Raw genomic sequence first — 16,304 nt, 5'->3', positions numbered from 1 at the left:
TGCGACACGGAGACTCCGACGCGAATGCGTATTTCGTTCCTGCTCCACAACGCGTACGGCATCGGGGGCACGATCCGTACGACCTTCACCCTCGCGCAGGCGCTCGCCGAACGGCACGAGGTCGAGATCGTCTCGGTCTTCCGGCACCGCGAGACGCCCTATATGGGCGCGCCGGAGGGAGTCGCCCTGCGCGCTCTGGTGGATCTCCGCAAGGAGAGCCCGCGGTACGCGGGCGACCATCCCGACCACGCCCGCCCCGCCCGGATCTTCCCGCGCGGCGACGGCCGGCACCGGCAGTACAGCCGGCTCACCGATGAACTGATCGGGGCTCATCTGCGGTCCCTGGACGCCGATGTGGTGGTCGGCACCCGGCCCGGACTCAATGTGCACATCGCCCGGCAGGCCCGCCCCGGCACCGTCCGGATCGGCCAGGAACACCTCACCCTCGACGGTCACGGCTACCGGCTCCGCCGGGCGCTCGGCTACCGCTACGGACGGCTGCACGCCGTCACCACCGTCACCGAGGCCGACGCCCGCGCCTACCGGACCCGGCTCCGGCTCCCCGGCGTCCGGGTCGACGCCGTGCCCAACGGGGTCCCCGAACCGGCCGTGGCCCCCGCCGACGGCACCGGCAAGTTCGTGGTCGCCGCCGGGCGGCTCACCCGGGTCAAGCGGTACGACGTCCTGGTCGACGCGTTCGCCAAGGTCGTCGCAGAACGGCCCGACTGGCGGCTGCGGATCTACGGCAGCGGCGACGCCACCGGCGACGAGAACGCGGCGCTCACCGCCCGGATCGACCGGCACGGACTGGGCGAACACGTCTTCCTGATGGGCAATGTCCATCCGCTGGACCCCGAGTGGGTCAAGGGCTCCATCGCGGCCGTCACCTCCAGCAAGGAGTCCTTCGGGATGACCATCGTGGAGGCCATGCGCTGCGGACTGCCGGTGGTCTCCACCGACTGCCCGCACGGCCCGCGCGAGATCATCGAGGACGGCGTGGACGGCCGGCTGGTACCGGTCGGCGACAGCGACGCCGTCGCCTCGGCCCTGCTGGAGCTGATCGGCGACGACGACCGGCGCCGCCGGGCCGGAGCCGCCGCCCTGGCCTCCTCCGCCCGGTTCGACGCGGTCGCCGTCGCCGGACGCCACGAGGCCGTCTTCACCGAGCTGATCGCCCGCGACCGGGCCGCCCGGGGCCCGCTGCGGGCCGTCCGCGAGCCCGGCCGCCGGGCGCTCTGCCTCCTGTACGCCGCCGTCCACGATCTGCGGTCCCTCACCGCCGCCGTACTGCGCCGACTCCGCCGGGGCCGCTGAACCGACCGGGCCGGAATCCGCGGGCCGCACCGCCGGGGACGGTGGATCGAGGACCGAAATGGTCCGCGATCCTTGGCAGACTGCCGGTCATGTTGGAGACCTCCGCACGACTGCTGCGCCTGCTCTCACTCCTCCAGGCCCACCGCGAGTGGACCGGACCGGAGCTGGCCCGCCGCCTCGGCGTCACCCCGCGCACCGTACGCCGGGACGTCGACCGGCTGCGCGAGCTGGGCTACCCCGTCGACGCCAGCCCCGGCACCGGCGGCGGCTACCAGCTCGGCGCCGGTGCCGAACTGCCCCCGCTGCTCCTCGACGACGACGAGGCCGTGGCGGTGGCCGTGGGCCTGCGCACCGCCGCGGGCCAGGGCATCGAGGGCATCGCCGACAGCTCCGTACGCGCCCTGGCCAAACTGGAGCAGGTCCTGCCGTCCAGGCTGCGCCGCCGGGTCGGCGCCCTGAACGCCTTCACCGTGCCCCTGCTGCGGACCCCCGCCGCCCGGATCGACGCCGCCGTCCTCACCGAGCTGGCCAACGCCTGCCGGGACTGCGAGCGGCTGCGCTTCGCCTACGAGGACCACGGCGGGGCCACCACCCGGCGGACCGTGGAGCCCCACCGGCTGGTCTGCACCGAACGCCGCTGGTACCTCGTCGCCTGGGACGTCGACCGGGCGGACTGGCGCACCTTCCGAGCCGACCGGATCCGGCCCACCCCGCCGCACGGGCCCCGGTTCGCCCCGCGCACCCCGCCCGCCGAGGATCTGGCGGCCTATGTCTCCCGGGGGGTGTCGACCCGGGCCTACGGCACCCGGGCGGTGATCCGGCTCCATATGTCCGCCGAAGAGGCCCGCGAGACGCTCTCCCCGGCCGACGGGACGGTGGAACCGGTCGATGAGGGGCACTGCCTGTTGCGGACGGGAGCGGGGAGTCCGGAGGTGATGGTGATCCATGTGATGTTGATGGGGGTGGAATTCGACATCGTCGAACCGGTCGAACTGATCGAGCAGTTCCGGGTGGTCCGCGACCGGTTCACCCGGACGATCGACCGGGCCGGATGACCGCCCCGCCGGAGGCGGTACGAGGCCCGGGCCGGGGCGCCCGTGGACGCGTTCGTACGGCCGGTGGCAATTCGTCCCGGATACCGCTCGGTAATTCGATGCCGGAATTCTCCGTGATCGACCGCTCCGGTGGAATTACCGCCCCGCGCGGCGTCGAACCAGCCGTTCGACAAGCCCCGGTTTCCGCTCGAACGGCCGTCGTACGGCCCGGTCGGCGACCGCGCCCGCAAGGCCCCCGGGAAGGGCTCGGCGGGCCGCCGCTAACCGTACGGAAGGGGCCCGGGAACGCGGCCGGGAACCGGTGTCGCGACGGGCCCGGGGCCGGGCTTTCGTCACCGTCCGCTGCCGCCTACGGTGGAGGGCATGGCACCTCGACCGCAACCGCCCGCCGCCCCCGACGACAACGGCGCCGAGGGCGCCGACGCCACGGAGGCATATGTCGGCCTCGCCGCCGACGCCGCCGAGCGACGGGCGAGCGCCCGTGGCTGGACAACTGTACGAACGCTGCCGCCCGGGGCGATCATCACTCTGGAATATCTGCGCGGCCGGATCAACTTCGAGGTCGAACACGGCACCGTGATCCGCTGCTGGCGCGGCTGAACCACCGCGGCCCCGGGAAGCCGGAGCCGCCGGAGCGAAGAAGAAAATGGGGGCGGGTCGCGGCGTACGGCCGAAAACCCACCCCCGGGATGTCCTCGGATTACCCAGACGGCTCAGCCAGGCTCAGCCGGCTCAGCCCCCGGTCATCGTGCGGGAGCCGGGGGAGCGCCCGCCGCCCGACGGGGTGACCGGCTCCCGGCCCCCGGTACGGACCGCTCCGGTACGGCTGCCTCCGGTACCGCCCGGCGACGAACCGGACGCCGCGCGCCGACGGGCCGGGGAGGCCGGTGCGGGCAGGGTGGCCCCCAGCCGCACCACGGCACCACGGGCGCCGGACGGCACACCGCGGGGCTCCGGCTCGGCCTGCGGCACCTGACGCGGCCGGGGCCCGCCGGCCGCCACCGGCAGCGACGGCAGGGACCTGCGCCGGGCACGCCGGCGGTCGCGGAGCTCCAGCAGCCGGCTCTCGGCGCGGGCGATCAACGGCTCGCACCAGGGCAGGGCGAGCAGGATCAGCAGCCCCGCCGCCCAGCCGAGGAGGACATCGCTCAGCCAGTGCGTACCGAGATAGACGGTGGTGAGCCCGACGCCCAGGGAGACCGTCGCGGAGAGCGCGGACAGATGGCGGCGGGTCCGGGGCGTGGTCGCCATATAGGCCAGGATTCCCCAGGTCACCACCGCGTTGGCGGTATGTCCGGAAGGAAATATATCGCCGCCCGCGAACATCTCGGCCGAGCCGATCTGTGTCGCGTAGTGGGGGCCGAGTCGGCCCAGGCCCAGCTTCACCGAGCCGACCGTCACATTGAGCAGCAACAGGGCGACGCCGAGCGCCAGTATCGGCCGCAGGGTGTGCATGCGCCAGGAACGCCAGCCGAGCCAGGCCGCCACCATCACGGCCGTGGGGCCGCGCTGGCCCAGGACGACGAAGTAGTCGAGCAGGGCGTGCAGCTCCGGCCACTGCTGATAGGGCCGGAACAGCATCACCTTCCAGTCGACGAGCACAAGCCAGGTGGACGCCCATACGGCGACCACGATGGCCACATAGAACACGGCCGTCCCGCCGAAGAGGGCGAGACGGGTGCGGCTCATCCGCGGGATCTCTATCTTCGGCGGTTCCGGCTCCCGGTCCAGTCGGGCGAAGAGGTCGGTACGCACTCCATCGACGTTACAGGGAGTGAGTGTGCGACCCGGCCGATCCGGCCGCTTCGTGATGACCATGTGATGTGGAGTATGTCTCCTGACGCGGAATTTAAGACGGCCATTCGGGAAATCCCGGAGCAGCCGTGGCGTAATGCCCGGAGAGCGCCCGCCGTTTAGCCGCCGGACGCCCCGGTTATGCCGGGCCGTACCGGATGGAAAACCCTTTCGGTGCCGGTCCGGGACGCCCCAATTGCCGCTCATCGCATGGCCGTATGAATTTTTTCTCATACGGGAACCGGAGGCCGGGGTGGCGCACGCCACACTCCGGCGCGCCGGGCGGTGAGAGCTGGACCACCCAAGGGGCCGCTGAACTCGCGTACGCTTGCGGCTCACTCGTACACCGATGCCGGAACGCCGCTGGGATCGTCCCCGTCCCACCTGTCGGCCGGGTCCGCCGGGTGCGAGGGAATCAGTGGAGGTAACAGGCATGGCAGGGACGACCGGTGCCGTGGCGCGGTCGCGCGCCGCGGACGGCGGCGCCAACCGCTGGGTCGTCCTCCTGGTCCTCTGCGTCAGTCTGCTGCTGGTCGCCCTGGACGCCACCGTGCTCCATGTCGCCGTCCCCGCCGTCACCGAGGATCTGCGGCCCAGCGGGGTCGAGCTGCTGTGGATCGTCGACGCCTATCCGCTGATCTGCGCCGCCCTGCTGATCCTCTTCGGCACCCTCGGCGACCGGATCGGCCGCCGCCGGGTGCTGCTGCTCGGCTACGGGATCTTCGGCGCGGCCTCCGCGCTGGCCGCCTTCGCCGACTCGCCCGCGATACTGATCGCGGCCCGGGCCCTGCTCGGGGTCGGCGGCGCGATGATCATGCCCGCCACCCTGTCGATACTCCGCTCCGTCTTCCCCGACCGCCGGGAGCGGGCCACCGCCATCGGTATCTGGACCGCGGTCGCCGCGGTGGGCGCGGCGACCGGACCCGTACTCGGCGGCTTCCTCGTCGAGCACTTCTGGTGGGGCTCCGTCTTCCTGATCAACATCCCGCTGATGGCGGTGATCCTGCCGCTGGGCGCCCGGCTGCTGCCGGAGTCCCGGGGCGGCCTCGACGGGCCGTGGGACGTCTGGGGCGCGCTGATGGCCGCGGCCGGGGTACTCGGTCTGGTCCTCGGGGTGAAGCGGCTCGGCGTCGGCCACGGCGTCCTCGACCTCGCCACCGCCGTACCCCTGCTGATCGGACTGGCCCTGCCGGTCCTCTTCGTCCGCCGCCAGCGCCGCCGCAGCCATCCGCTGATCGACGTCCGGATGTTCGGCGCCGCCGCCTTCTCGACCTCCGTCGGCTGTGTGGTCCTCTGCATGCTGGCCCTGGTCGGGCTGCAACTGATCGCCGTCCAGTACCTCCAGCTGGTGCTCGGACTCGGCCCCATGGAGACCGGGCTGCGGCTGCTGCCGCTGACCTTCGCCGCGATGGCCGCCGGGGCCACCGGCTCGTACACCCTGAGCCGGATCGGCCCCCGGCGGATGGCGGCCGGCGGTTTCCTGCTCACCTCCGGTGCCGTACTGCTGCTGACCGCGATGGGCCCCTACGACCGGCCCGCCCTGCTCACCACCGGTTTCGTCCTGCTCGGCTTCGGGCTCCAGACGACGCTCTTCGCCTCCTACGAGTCGATGCTGAGCGAGGCGCCGCAGGAGTATGCGGGCGGGGCGGCGGCGATCGGGGAGACCTCGTACCAACTGGGCGCCGGAATGGGCATCGCCCTGCTGGGCAGTGTGATGAACGCCGCCTACGCCCCCGGAGTCGCCGGGGTGCCCGGGGTGCCCCGGGAGGCGAGCGCCGCCGCGGCGCACTCCCTCGGCGAGGCGTACCAGGTCGCGGACGGGCTCGGCGGGGCCGCCGGTGCCGTACTGCGGCTCGCGGCCCGGGACTCCTTCGTCCACGGCCTGCGGGTGACCCTGCTGGTCAGCGCCGCGCTGCTGCTGGTCGGCGCGGTGGCGGCGCTCCGGCTGCCGAGGACCATGGGCACCGACGAAGCGCCCGGCGGCGGCTGCCTCCCGGCCGCCCGGACCCCGGAGCCCCGCAGACTCACCGCACCCGTACCGCCCGCCCGGGGCGCGGGGCACGAGGTGGCCCGGCCGTAGGAGGCGGGGTCGCGGGCCGTCGTCGGAGGATCGTGCCGGGCCCTGCCCCGTACGGTCGAATCGTCGCTCCGGTGTTCGACGGTGGTCGCTCCCGCCGTGCCCCTCTTCGCGCCGCGCGCGCCCCGGGCGTGCACGGCTCCCGTCGCGTACAGCCGGACACCCGACCGGGCGAACCCCGCGCCGCCGGTCCGGCCGTGGCGCGGCTCTCACCCGAACGGGGCGGCGCCACGGTGACTATCGCTGCTAGTTTCCCGGTGGCGGTCGCCGCCCGGCCACCGCCCGTGCCGACGAGCACCGGAGGCCCCGCCGTGACCCAGCCCGTGAAGCCGCCGCCCTTCGACCCCGACGACCCGCTCGGTCTCGACGACCTCCTCGACGACGAGGAGCGCGCCGTCCGGACGACGGTCCGAGACTGGGCCGCCGAACGGGTGCTGCCGCATATCGCCGGGTGGTACGAGTCCGGGGAGGTGCCGGTGATCCGGGAGCTGGCCCGGGAACTGGGCGCGCTCGGCGCCCTCGGGATGACCCTGACCGGCTACGGCTGTACGGGCGCGAGCGCCGTCCAGTACGGGCTCGCCTGTCTGGAGCTGGAGGCCGCCGACTCCGGCATCCGCTCCCTCGTCTCCGTCCAGGGGTCGCTGGCGATGTACGCGATCCACCGCTACGGCTCCGACGAGCAGCGGGCCCGCTGGCTGCCCGGGATGGCCGCGGGCGAGATCATCGGCTGCTTCGGGCTCACCGAACCCGACCACGGCTCCGACCCGGCCGGAATGCGGACCCGGGCCCGCCGGGACGGCACGGACTGGGTGCTCGACGGCCGCAAGGCATGGATCACCAACGGTTCCGTCGCCGGGGTCGCCGTGGTCTGGGCCGGAACCGACGAAGGGGTACGGGGCTTCCTCGTGCCCGCCGGGACGCCCGGCTTCGAGGCGCCCGAGATCCGGCACAAGTGGTCCCTGCGGGCCAGTGTCACCAGTGAGCTGGTGCTCGACTCGGTCCGGCTGCCCGCGGACGCCGTCCTGCCCGGGGTCACCGGGCTGCGGGGGCCGCTGAGCTGCCTCGACCACGCCCGGTACGGCATCGTCTGGGGCGCCATGGGCGCCGCGCGGGCCTGCTTCGCCTCGGCGCTGGAGTACGCCGGGACCCGGGAGCAGTTCGGCCGCCCCATCGGCGGCTTCCAGCTCACCCAGGCCAAACTCGCCGACATGGCGGTCGAACTGCACAAGGGAATCCTGCTCGCCCACCATCTGGGCCGCCGGATGGACGCCGGGACGCTCCGCCCCGAGCAGGTCAGCTTCGGCAAGCTCAACAATGTGCGCGAGGCCATCGCGATCTGCCGGACGGCCCGGACCGTGCTCGGCGCGAACGGCATCTCACTGGAGTACCCGGTGATGCGGCACGCGACCAATCTGGAGTCCGTACTCACCTACGAGGGCACCGTGGAGATGCACCAACTGGTCCTCGGCAAGGCGCTCACCGGCCAGGACGCCTTCCGCTGACCAGGCGGGAAGGCCCGGGGGCAGGGAGCAGGGGCCGAGGCCGGGCGACGGGCGGCCGGGGGAACCGGACGCCCGCCGCTCAGCTCTGGTTGAAGAACCCGTCCCGGGGGTGACCGGGGCCCTCGCCGTTGACGATCCGGGTGTCGGCGGGGCTCAGCAGGAAGACCCGGGTCGCCACCCGGTCGATGGAGCCGCGCAGTCCGAACGTCAGCCCGGCGGCGAAGTCCACCACGCGCTTGGCGTCGGCGGGCTCCAGCGCCGTCAGATTGACGATCACGGGCACGCCCTCGCGGAACAGCTCCCCGATGTTCCGGGCGTCCCGGAAGCAGGTGGGGGAGACCGTCGCGATCCGGCGGTTGTCCTCCTGCGGGGAGGCGGAGGTGGCCGCGGCCCGGACGTCGGTGACCCAGGGGTCGCCGGATTCGGCGCCCTCGGCGTACTCGCCGTCGTAGCCGTCGGCGTAGTAGCGGTCGTCGCTGTCCTCGACGAGCCCCAGCCAGGCACTCGCCTTGCGCACAGATCCCATCGACGCCTCCTCTCTCCGTGGTCCGCCGTCCGGCGGTCTGTTGTCTTCCCTGTCCCTATCGTCGTCCATCATGCGGATCGCGTGCCACGTGGATAGCCGACGTGCGGGGTATTCGTGACGCTACTGGTGCAGAACTTGTGGCGGTTCGTCAGGTTCTTTCCCGAATAAAACGCATTATCTGCCCAGCTGATAAAAGTCGAGCCGGACGGGTGACGGCGGAGCCGTGCAACAGGCGTACGCCGGTGTGGTTACGATGCGGCCGAAACGCGGCGACGCGCCGTTAAAGCGCTGCACGGGGGGATGTTGTGTTCGGAATCGTCAGGCCATGTGCGCATCGGCTGACCGAGGGTCTCAGGACCGATTGGATGGCGCATCTGTGCGGCCTCTGTCTGGCGCTCCGCGCCGACCACGGCCAGTTCGCGCGGGTCGCCACCAACTACGACGGGCTGGTCGTCTCCGTTCTGACGGAGGCTCAGTCGGAACGGCTCCCCGAGTCCCGGCGCACCGCCGGACCCTGCCCGCTGCGCGGGATGCGGACCGCGCCCGTCGCCCTGGGCGAGGGCGCCCGGCTGGCGGCGGCGGTCTCCCTGGTGCTCGCCTCGGCGAAGGTCCGCGACCACGTGGCCGACCGGGACGGGATGCTCGCCCGGCGCCCGCTCGCCGCCGCGGCCCGCAAGGTCGCCGCGGGCTGGGACCGCGCGGGCGCCCGTACCGGCTCCGACCTCGGCTTCGACACCGCCGTCCTGCTCGAAGCGGTCGACCGGCAGCCCGGGATCGAAGCCCTCGCCGGACCCGGTACGCCCCTGCTCACGGTCACCGAACCCACCGAGACCGCCACGGCGGCGGCCTTCGCGCACACCGCCGTCCTCGCCCGGCGCCCCGGCAACGCCGCGCCGCTCGCCGAAGCCGGACGCCTCTTCGGACGCCTCGCGCATCTGCTGGACGCCGTCGAGGACCAGAGCGCCGACGCGGCATCGGGCGCCTGGAACCCGCTCACCGCGACCGGCGCCACCCGCGAGGAGGCCCGCCGCCTCGCCGACGACGCGGTCCGCGGCGTGAAGCTAGCCCTCGGCGATGTCACCTTTACGGACGACCGGCTGGTCCACGTCCTGCTCACCCATGAGCTGGAACGGGCGGTCGACCGCGCCTTCGGACCCCACGAGGGCCGGGCCTCCGCCGCGGGCCACGGCGGCGGCAATCCGTACGGCGGCGGGAACCCCTTCGCCGGGGGCGGCAACCCCTACGGCGGCGACGCGGGCGCTGGTGCGGCGGGCCACGGCGGTGGCGCCGGCTCCGGCCCGAACCCCGGCGACGGAGCCCCCGACCCGGACGCCCCCCGCCCCCGCGGCTTCCTCGCGGGCTGCGCGGCGGCACTCTGGGTCGGCTGCACCTGCCAGCCCTGCTGCCGCAGCCGCTGGGAGGGCCCCTGGTCCCGCAAGCGCCGCCGCGGCGCGAAGGGCGAATGCTGCGACGCCTGTGAATGCTGCGAGTGCTGCGCCTGCGACTGCTGACGGGGCGCCTGCCGCTGGGCTCTGGGGTTTCGGCGGTGCGCCGTTGCCGGTGACGGTCGTCGGCCGCCGTCCCGCCGGTGGGTGGCTGCTCGCGGGCCCGGGCCGCGCCCGGCGGCCCGGTGTCGTCGGCGGTCCGCGCCACCGTCGTGGTTGTTCGCGCAGTTCCTCCCCCTATGCCTTCGGCGCTGGGGGGACCCCCAGCGCCTTGGCCCTCCGGGTGAGGCCCACAAACCGGGTCTCGCCCGGCTGCCTGCTGTTGTTCGCGGTCCGCACCACCGTCGTGGCCGTTCGCGCAGTTCCCCGCGCCCTTAAATGCTCTCCAGCTCCTCGCCCCTGGGAAAGGGGCCCGTCTCCCCACGAGGGCGGCGAGGAGAGCAACCCAGGGGCTCGGGGAACTGCGAGACCAGCCACCCACCGGGCCGTGGGGGCGGGATACGACGGTAGGGAGCACGGCAGGGTCGCCGACCGACGGGAGCGTTCCGGGGCGAGGGCTCCGGTAGTGGGGCCCGGCCCGGGGGGTGTGGGATCGTGGGGCGTATGGAGACTGCGCCGCCCCGGGACCCCGCCGCCCGCTGGAGGGCCTGGCACACACGGCGGGTCGAGAGCGTCGGCGGGCCGTACGGGCCCCTGTCGCTCACCGGGACCCACTGGCTCGGTGACCATCCCGACGGGCGGATCCCCGGCCTGCCGGGGCGCTGGGCCGACGAGGGGGACGCGGTCGGGCTGACGGCCGGACCGGAGGACGGGCTCGTCCTCGACGGCGAACCCTTCACCGGCCGGGTGCGGCTGGCCGCCGACCACGGGCCGATCGGCGAGTCCCGGGTGTCGTACGGCGCGCGCCGACTGGTGGTGCTGGTCAGGGAGGGGCTGCCCGCCGTCCGTGACTTCGACCCCGACGCGCCCGCCCGCCGCGCCTTCGCCGGGATCGAGGCGACCCCCTACGACCCCCGCTGGGTGCTGCCGGGCCGCTTCCGTCCGTACCCCGAGCGGACCGGGGTCCGGGTGGAGAACGCCGACGGGCGGGCCCGCGGACTCGGTCTCGACGGCGAGATCGTCTTCGAGCTGGCCGGTGCCGAACACGCCCTGCGCGCCGCCGTCGAGGCCGACGGCTCCCTGTGGGCGGTGTTCTCCGACACCACCGCCGGGGACACCAGCTACCGTTTCCGCTTTCTGCGTCCGAGACCGCCCGCGGCGGACGGCTCGGTGACCGTCGATCTGAACCGGGCGCTGCTGCCGCCGTGTGCCTTCGCCGACCACTTCATCTGCCCCTTCCCGCCCCCGGGCAACACTCTTCCGGTGGCGGTCGCGGCGGGGGAGCGGAGCGTGTTGACGCACTGAGGGGGCGCATATCCGGGCCCCGTCCGCGCCGTGCGCTCGACCGGCGGTACCGTGCGCCCGTCCTCCATTCGGACGCGGGGTCCACGGCCCGCGGTGTTCTGGGACCATGGCCACGAGGTCGGAGCGCGCGGGAGTCTCGCGGGACACGGGGGGTCGCACGGCGGTGAAGCGGATCGGTATCACGGGCCACCGGATCATCCCCCCGGAGGGCTATCCGGACATCCGGGCGGCCATCCGGGCCGTCCTGGGGCGCCACGAGGGGAGTCTGGAGGCGTTCTCCAGTCTGGCGATCGGTGCGGACCAGCTCTTCGCCGATATCGCGCTGGAGTGCGGCGCGACCCTGACCGCGGTCATTCCCAGCGACGACTACGAGGACGCCTTCGCCCCGGGTGAGCTGGTCAGCTACCGGGACTACCGGCGCCGGGCCAGCCGTGAGGTACGGCTCGGCTTCCGGCACTCCACGGACGAGGCGTACTACGCGGCCGGGGCGTATATCGCCGACAACTGCGACCGGCTGCTGGCGGTCTGGGACGGCGGCCCCTCCCGGGGGCTCGGGGGGACCGCCGATATCGTCCACTACGCCCGTGACCTGGGGAAGCCCGTCACCGTCATCTGGCGGGACGGAATGAGCCGCCCCTGACGGGCGGCCGCGGCGCCCCCGGGCCGGGTGGCCGGTAGCCCGGGCCTCAACTGCGGTGCCGGACCAGCCAGTCCGTGTGCTGCGGCGAGACGATGCGCTCGGTCTCGTAGACCGCCGACGGCCACTGCCCCTCCGTCACCGAGGTCTCCATCGCCGAGTGCATCGCCGCCAGATCTTCCTCGACGAGGGAGTGCGCGGCGATCAGCGGCCGCCGGCGGCGGATCTCGCTCCAGGCGAGACAGGCCGCGGCGGCGGCCGAGAGCGCCCCCACCGGATCGAGGGAATCCGCCACCGAGAATGTGTGCAGCAGCGAAAGGGCGAGGGCGAGCAGGGTGAGGAGCCCGATCGTCGCCGACCACACCCGGGTCGCCCGGCGGGAGGTCTCCGCACTGCGGTGGTACCAGTTCCGCTGTTCGATGAGCCGGTCGCGGATATAGGTCTCCTTCCGCGGCCCGAACGGCAGCCCCCGCAGCCGCCGCATCGCCGGAGTAATCAGTTCCCCGGATGCCACCTCGGGGACGCTCGTCCGGGGGTCCTGCCAGCCCACTTTGGTGAGCTCCCGGAGTCCTTCCTCCAGACGGTGGACGAACAATTCGTCGGGATCGTCGGCGGCCGGGTCGAAGGGTGTTCCATGCACGGAATAGCGCCAGCACATCGACTTGATGTACTCGGCGGCCGAGCGGTTCAGTTGCCAGTGCGACTTCGCCCCGCTGCGGGACGCCCGGGCGCCGATCACGAGCACCCCGGCGTACGCCAACGCGCTGAGCGCACCGGCCAGTTGTAAGCCGTCGACCGGCTGCCAGCCCGGCAGGGCCGCGGCTGCCGCGCCCACCACCAGCAGGAGCAGTTGACGCCGGGTGGAGCCCACGGCCTCCCGCTGGCGGCGGATGGCCACGGCGTCCGTGTGATGGAAAAGCGCAGGTAGATCGGTATTTCGGAAGACCGTGCCATCGGGCGGGCCGGGATTGCCGGACATGCCTCCCCCTCTGCGGAAATGCCGTCACCCTGCGGTCACCCAAGAGATGGAATCGCTTCCTCCGTGCACTCCTGACAGAATATGAAGCAACTCTAACTGTTAGGGGTTCACGTGCTGAGTTGCTCAGGGTGAACTTGAGAGTAGAGTCGTGCCGCCGGGCGCCGCAATGGTGCCTGGTTATCCGTGCTGTACAACCAGATCGCGCGCGATCACGTGTACACAGAACGAAAAAGGACGGCCCCCCTCATGACGATCTCCGCATCCTTCGCCGCGGCGAAGCGCAACCGAGTCTCCCTGCCGCAGTCCGGCACGGCGAAGAAGGCGGCCGGGGCCGCTCCGGCCGCCGAACGCCCCGTCCGCACCGCCACGTTCAACTCGTCGCTCTAGTTCGCCTTGGTTCGCGTTTCGGCCACTTTGCCGGGACCGGGCCATTAGACTGGTGGAATGACAGGACCGCTGGTCCCATTCCGCGAGATCGTCCTCAAGGTCCACAGTCGGTGCGATCTCGCCTGCGACCACTGCTATATCTACGAACACGCTGATCAGAGCTGGCGTACCCGCCCGAAGGCAATCTCTGACGAAGCGATTTCCTGGACAGCTCTGCGACTGGCCGAGCATGCCAAAAATCATGCCCTGCCCTCCGTGTCGGTGATCCTGCACGGAGGGGAGCCACTGCTGGCGGGGCCCGCGCGATTGCGTCGCGTCTGCGAGGAACTGACCCGCGCGCTGGACGGTATCGCCGAACTCGATCTCCGTATCCACACCAACGGCTTACAGCTGAGCCCCCGGTATCTGGATCTCTTCGCCGAGTTCGAACTGAAGGTCGGCATCTCCCTCGACGGCGACCGTACGGCCAATGACCGGCATCGCCGCTTCGCCGACGGCCGGACCAGCCATCCGCTCGTCCTGCGCGCCGTCGAACTCCTCCGCCAAGAGCGCTACCGCCATCTCTACCTCGGTCTGCTCTGCACCGTGGACGTGGCCAACGACCCCGTCGCCGTCTACGACGCCCTGGCCGAACTCGACCCGCCGCGGATCGACTTCCTGCTGCCGCACGCGACCTGGGACCAGCCGCCCGCCCGCCCGGACGGATCGCCCACGGCCTACGCCGACTGGCTGCTGACGATCTTCGACCGCTGGGACTCCCGCGGCCGTCCCGTCCCCGTCCGGCTCTTCGAGTCCCTCTTCTCCACCCTCTCCGGCGGCCCCAGCCTCACCGAGTCCCTCGGGCTCGCCCCCACCGACCTGGTCGTGGTGGAGACCGACGGCGCCCTCGAACAGGTCGACTCGCTCAAGAGCGCCTACGAGGGCGCCGCGGCCACCGGATTCGACGTACTGCGGCACTCCTTCGACGAGGTCGCCGCCCATCCCGGGGTACGGGCCAGACAACTCGGCCTGGCTTCCGTCGGCGAGACCTGCCGGAGCTGCCCGGTGGTCCGCTCCTGCGGCGGCGGGCTCTACACCCACCGCTACCGCTCACCGGACGGATTCGACCAGACCTCCGTCTACTGTGCCGACCTCGAAGCCCTCGTCCGCGGGGTCGAACGGCGGATCGGCGCCGAACTGGTGCCCCTCGCCGTCGTCGAGCCCGGCGCGCTGCTCGCCGACGACCAGGACGTGACCCGGATGCTCAGCGGCACCCTCACCGGCGAACTCGCCGACGGGGGCGGCCCCCACTGGGAGGACAACTGGCCGCTGCTGCTCGCCCTCGACGAGAGCGGCGACGTACTCGACCGGCTCTGGGGTCATCCGTACACCCGGGTCTGGCTGACCGACGCGCTCACCGCCGTCCGCGAGGAACGGCCGGACGCCCCCGCGCTGCTCCGGCGGCTCCCGGCCAGGCTCGCCGCCGCCCTGGTCCTGGACGGCTCGGGACCGGAGCTGAGGGTCCCCCACGACGAGGACGGGGTGCTCCGGCTGCCCGCCGTCGGCGAACTGCGCCCCGGCGCCGGTGACGGTGCCGCCCCGGGCGACACCGTCGTACGGCCCGACGGAGACGGCTTCCTCGTCACCCTCCCCGGCCGGCCCGTCCTGCGGATCCCGCTGGATCCCGCGGCGGGCGCCCGGGTGCCCGGCTGGCGGTCCGTACGGCGGATCGGCGGCCGGGACGGGGTACCCGTACTGCGGCTGGACGACCTCGACCCCTACCGCGACTGCTACCGGACCCCCGCCGCCGAACGCCTCACCGACGAGGCCGTCGCCGAGTGGGACCGGCTGCTCGCCGACGCCTGGCCGCTGCTGCTGGGCGCCGCGCCCCGGCAGGCCGCCGAAGCCGCGGGCTGCCTCAGTACCCTCACCCCGCTGGCCGGGCCCCCGGTCGGCCGGATCCCGAGTCCGGACCGGGCCGAGTCCACCGGGCCCGGGACGGAACCCGGCTACGGCGGAATCGGCCTGGTCCGGCCGTCGTCGCCCGGGGAGTTCGCGGCCGGACTGCTCCGCGGACTGCGCCGGAGCAAGCTGACCGCTCTCACCCGGGTCGGCGGGCTGTACGCCCAGGACGGGGAATGGCGCCACTCCTCGCCCTGGCATCCGGAACCGGTGCCGTTCTCCGTCCTGCTCACGGAGGCGTACGTCCGGATCGGGCTCGCCGCCCTCGAACCGGACGGCGCCCTCGGGGCCGGGGCGGCGCTGGCCGCCCTCGACCGGGCGCCCGAACCCACCGCGGCCGGGCACCGGCTGCTCGCCGACCTCAGGGCCGAACTCGACGCCCTCCGACCGGACCCGGCAGCACCGGCGGACCTCGCGGCCCCGGCGGCCCGGACCGGGTCGGGGCGACCTGAACCGGCCGACCCGGAGCCGTCCCGTGGCTGACCCCGGGGTCGGCGCCCAACTGGCCGCCCTGGGCGTCGCCCCCGGGCCGCCGCTGCTCGTCCACGCGTCCCTGCGCGGCACCGGTCTCGACGCCGACGCCCTGCGGGACGCCCTGCTGGCCGCCCTCGGCCCCGGAGGCACCCTGGTCGCCCCCGCCTTCACCCCGGCGAACTCCCGTACGTCCCAGGCGCATCTCGACCTGATCCGGGGGATGACCCCCGACCGGGTCCGGGACTTCCGGGCCGCGATGCCCGCCTTCGACCCGGCGGTCACCCCGAGCCAGGGCATGGGCAGACTGGCCGAGTCCGTACGCACCGCCGACGGCGCCGTGCGCAGCGCCCATCCGCAGACGTCCTTCGCCGCCGTGGGCGCCCGGGCCGCCGAACTGCTCGCCGGACATCCGCTCACCTCGCACCTGGGCTGGGATTCCCCGCTCGGCGCCCTGCACCGCGCCGATGCCCGGGTGTTGATGATCAATGTCGATTTCTCGGTGTGCACCGCGTTCCATCTCGCCGAGTACCACCCCGGCGCTCCCCGCAGAACCTACTCCTGTGTGGTTCGGCGGCCCGATGGGGGTAAGAAATGGACAACGTACGAAGATGTCGTCCTCGACGACCGAGAATTTGACACCATCGGTGCCGATTTCCCTGCCGGGCTGGTACGAATGGGGCAGCTGGGAGGGGGGCGGGCCCGGCTTTTCCCGATCAAGGCGGCGATCCGGCATGCGGGTCGCTGGATGTCTGAAAAGCGGCGTTGATTT

Annotated in this window: 14 protein-coding genes; 11 read left to right on the top strand and 3 right to left on the bottom strand. The window is 73.0% G+C overall.

Annotation, left to right across the window (positions count from 1 at the left end):
- Positions 1-24: 24 nt before the first annotated feature.
- The 3 genes from AB0G74_RS01080 (at position 25) to AB0G74_RS01070 (ending at position 2,969) form a co-directional block, all read left to right on the top strand.
- Positions 25-1,314 (top strand): glycosyltransferase, encoded by a 1,290-nt coding sequence (locus AB0G74_RS01080; protein WP_361138847.1) that lies wholly within the window; start codon positions 25-27, stop codon positions 1,312-1,314.
- Positions 1,315-1,403: 89 nt separating this feature from the next.
- A complete protein-coding gene (locus AB0G74_RS01075) occupies positions 1,404-2,369 on the top strand; it encodes a YafY family protein (RefSeq protein WP_361138845.1) in 966 nt (321 codons plus the stop codon).
- Between the two features lie 363 nt (positions 2,370-2,732).
- Entirely contained in the window at positions 2,733-2,969 is a 237-nt protein-coding gene (locus AB0G74_RS01070; RefSeq protein WP_361138843.1) for an I78 family peptidase inhibitor, read from the top strand.
- 132 nt (positions 2,970-3,101) lie between these two features.
- Here AB0G74_RS01070 and AB0G74_RS01065 read toward each other — a convergent pair whose 3' ends face one another.
- Positions 3,102-4,124 carry a phosphatase PAP2 family protein gene (locus AB0G74_RS01065; RefSeq protein ID WP_361138840.1) on the bottom strand — a complete coding sequence of 341 codons (1,023 nt, stop codon included), beginning with the start codon at positions 4,122-4,124 and terminating at the stop codon, positions 3,102-3,104.
- A gap of 472 nt (positions 4,125-4,596) precedes the next feature.
- On the opposite strand from AB0G74_RS01065, the gene AB0G74_RS01060 reads away from it, so the two are divergent.
- Both AB0G74_RS01060 and AB0G74_RS01055 read left to right on the top strand, forming a co-directional pair.
- Entirely contained in the window at positions 4,597-6,243 is a 1,647-nt protein-coding gene (locus tag AB0G74_RS01060) for an MFS transporter (RefSeq protein ID WP_361138837.1), read from the top strand.
- 308 nt (positions 6,244-6,551) lie between these two features.
- Positions 6,552-7,742: an acyl-CoA dehydrogenase family protein gene (locus AB0G74_RS01055; RefSeq protein ID WP_361138835.1), complete on the top strand. Its 1,191-nt coding sequence runs from the start codon at positions 6,552-6,554 to the stop codon at positions 7,740-7,742.
- A 79-nt stretch (positions 7,743-7,821) separates the two neighbouring features.
- Here the strand turns inward: AB0G74_RS01055 and sepF are convergent, their stop codons facing one another.
- The gene (gene sepF, locus AB0G74_RS01050) at positions 7,822-8,268 is read right to left on the bottom strand and encodes a cell division protein SepF (protein ID WP_361138832.1); all 447 of its coding nucleotides are present in this window, start codon (positions 8,266-8,268) and stop codon (positions 7,822-7,824) included.
- A gap of 305 nt (positions 8,269-8,573) precedes the next feature.
- Between sepF and AB0G74_RS01045 the strand changes: the two genes are divergently transcribed.
- From AB0G74_RS01045 to AB0G74_RS01035, 3 genes are all read left to right on the top strand, one after another.
- Positions 8,574-9,779: a DUF5685 family protein gene (locus AB0G74_RS01045; protein ID WP_361138829.1), complete on the top strand. Its 1,206-nt coding sequence runs from the start codon at positions 8,574-8,576 to the stop codon at positions 9,777-9,779.
- A 537-nt stretch (positions 9,780-10,316) separates the two neighbouring features.
- Positions 10,317-11,117, top strand: a complete 801-nt coding sequence (locus tag AB0G74_RS01040; protein WP_361138826.1) for a DUF1684 domain-containing protein — start codon at positions 10,317-10,319, stop codon at positions 11,115-11,117.
- Positions 11,118-11,280: 163 nt separating this feature from the next.
- Complete coding sequence (locus AB0G74_RS01035) at positions 11,281-11,757, top strand: hypothetical protein (protein WP_361138823.1); 477 nt, start codon at positions 11,281-11,283, stop codon at positions 11,755-11,757.
- Positions 11,758-11,803: 46 nt separating this feature from the next.
- Here the strand turns inward: AB0G74_RS01035 and AB0G74_RS01030 are convergent, their stop codons facing one another.
- Positions 11,804-12,733, bottom strand: a complete 930-nt coding sequence (locus tag AB0G74_RS01030; protein ID WP_361138820.1) for a DUF4231 domain-containing protein — start codon at positions 12,731-12,733, stop codon at positions 11,804-11,806.
- 246 nt (positions 12,734-12,979) lie between these two features.
- Between AB0G74_RS01030 and AB0G74_RS01025 the strand changes: the two genes are divergently transcribed.
- From AB0G74_RS01025 to AB0G74_RS01015, 3 genes are read left to right on the top strand one after another with little or no spacing between them, the layout of a single operon-like run.
- Positions 12,980-13,120 (top strand): hypothetical protein, encoded by a 141-nt coding sequence (locus tag AB0G74_RS01025; protein WP_361138818.1) that lies wholly within the window; start codon positions 12,980-12,982, stop codon positions 13,118-13,120.
- Positions 13,121-13,177: 57 nt separating this feature from the next.
- Positions 13,178-15,544 carry a radical SAM/SPASM protein FxsB, inactivated metallohydrolase extension form gene (gene fxsB, locus AB0G74_RS01020; RefSeq protein ID WP_361138815.1) on the top strand — a complete coding sequence of 789 codons (2,367 nt, stop codon included), beginning with the start codon at positions 13,178-13,180 and terminating at the stop codon, positions 15,542-15,544.
- Positions 15,537-16,301, top strand: a complete 765-nt coding sequence (locus AB0G74_RS01015) for an AAC(3) family N-acetyltransferase (protein ID WP_361138813.1) — start codon at positions 15,537-15,539, stop codon at positions 16,299-16,301. Before fxsB ends, AB0G74_RS01015 begins: the two co-directional genes overlap by 8 nt.
- The last annotated feature ends 3 nt before the right edge of the window (positions 16,302-16,304 follow it).

It is taken from the genome of Streptomyces sp. NPDC020875 (assembly GCF_040641415.1).
Lineage (GTDB): Bacteria > Actinomycetota > Actinomycetes > Streptomycetales > Streptomycetaceae > Streptomyces.
The sequence above is the reverse complement of the archived record's forward strand: the minus strand, read 5'-3'. Positions and strand labels throughout refer to the sequence as shown.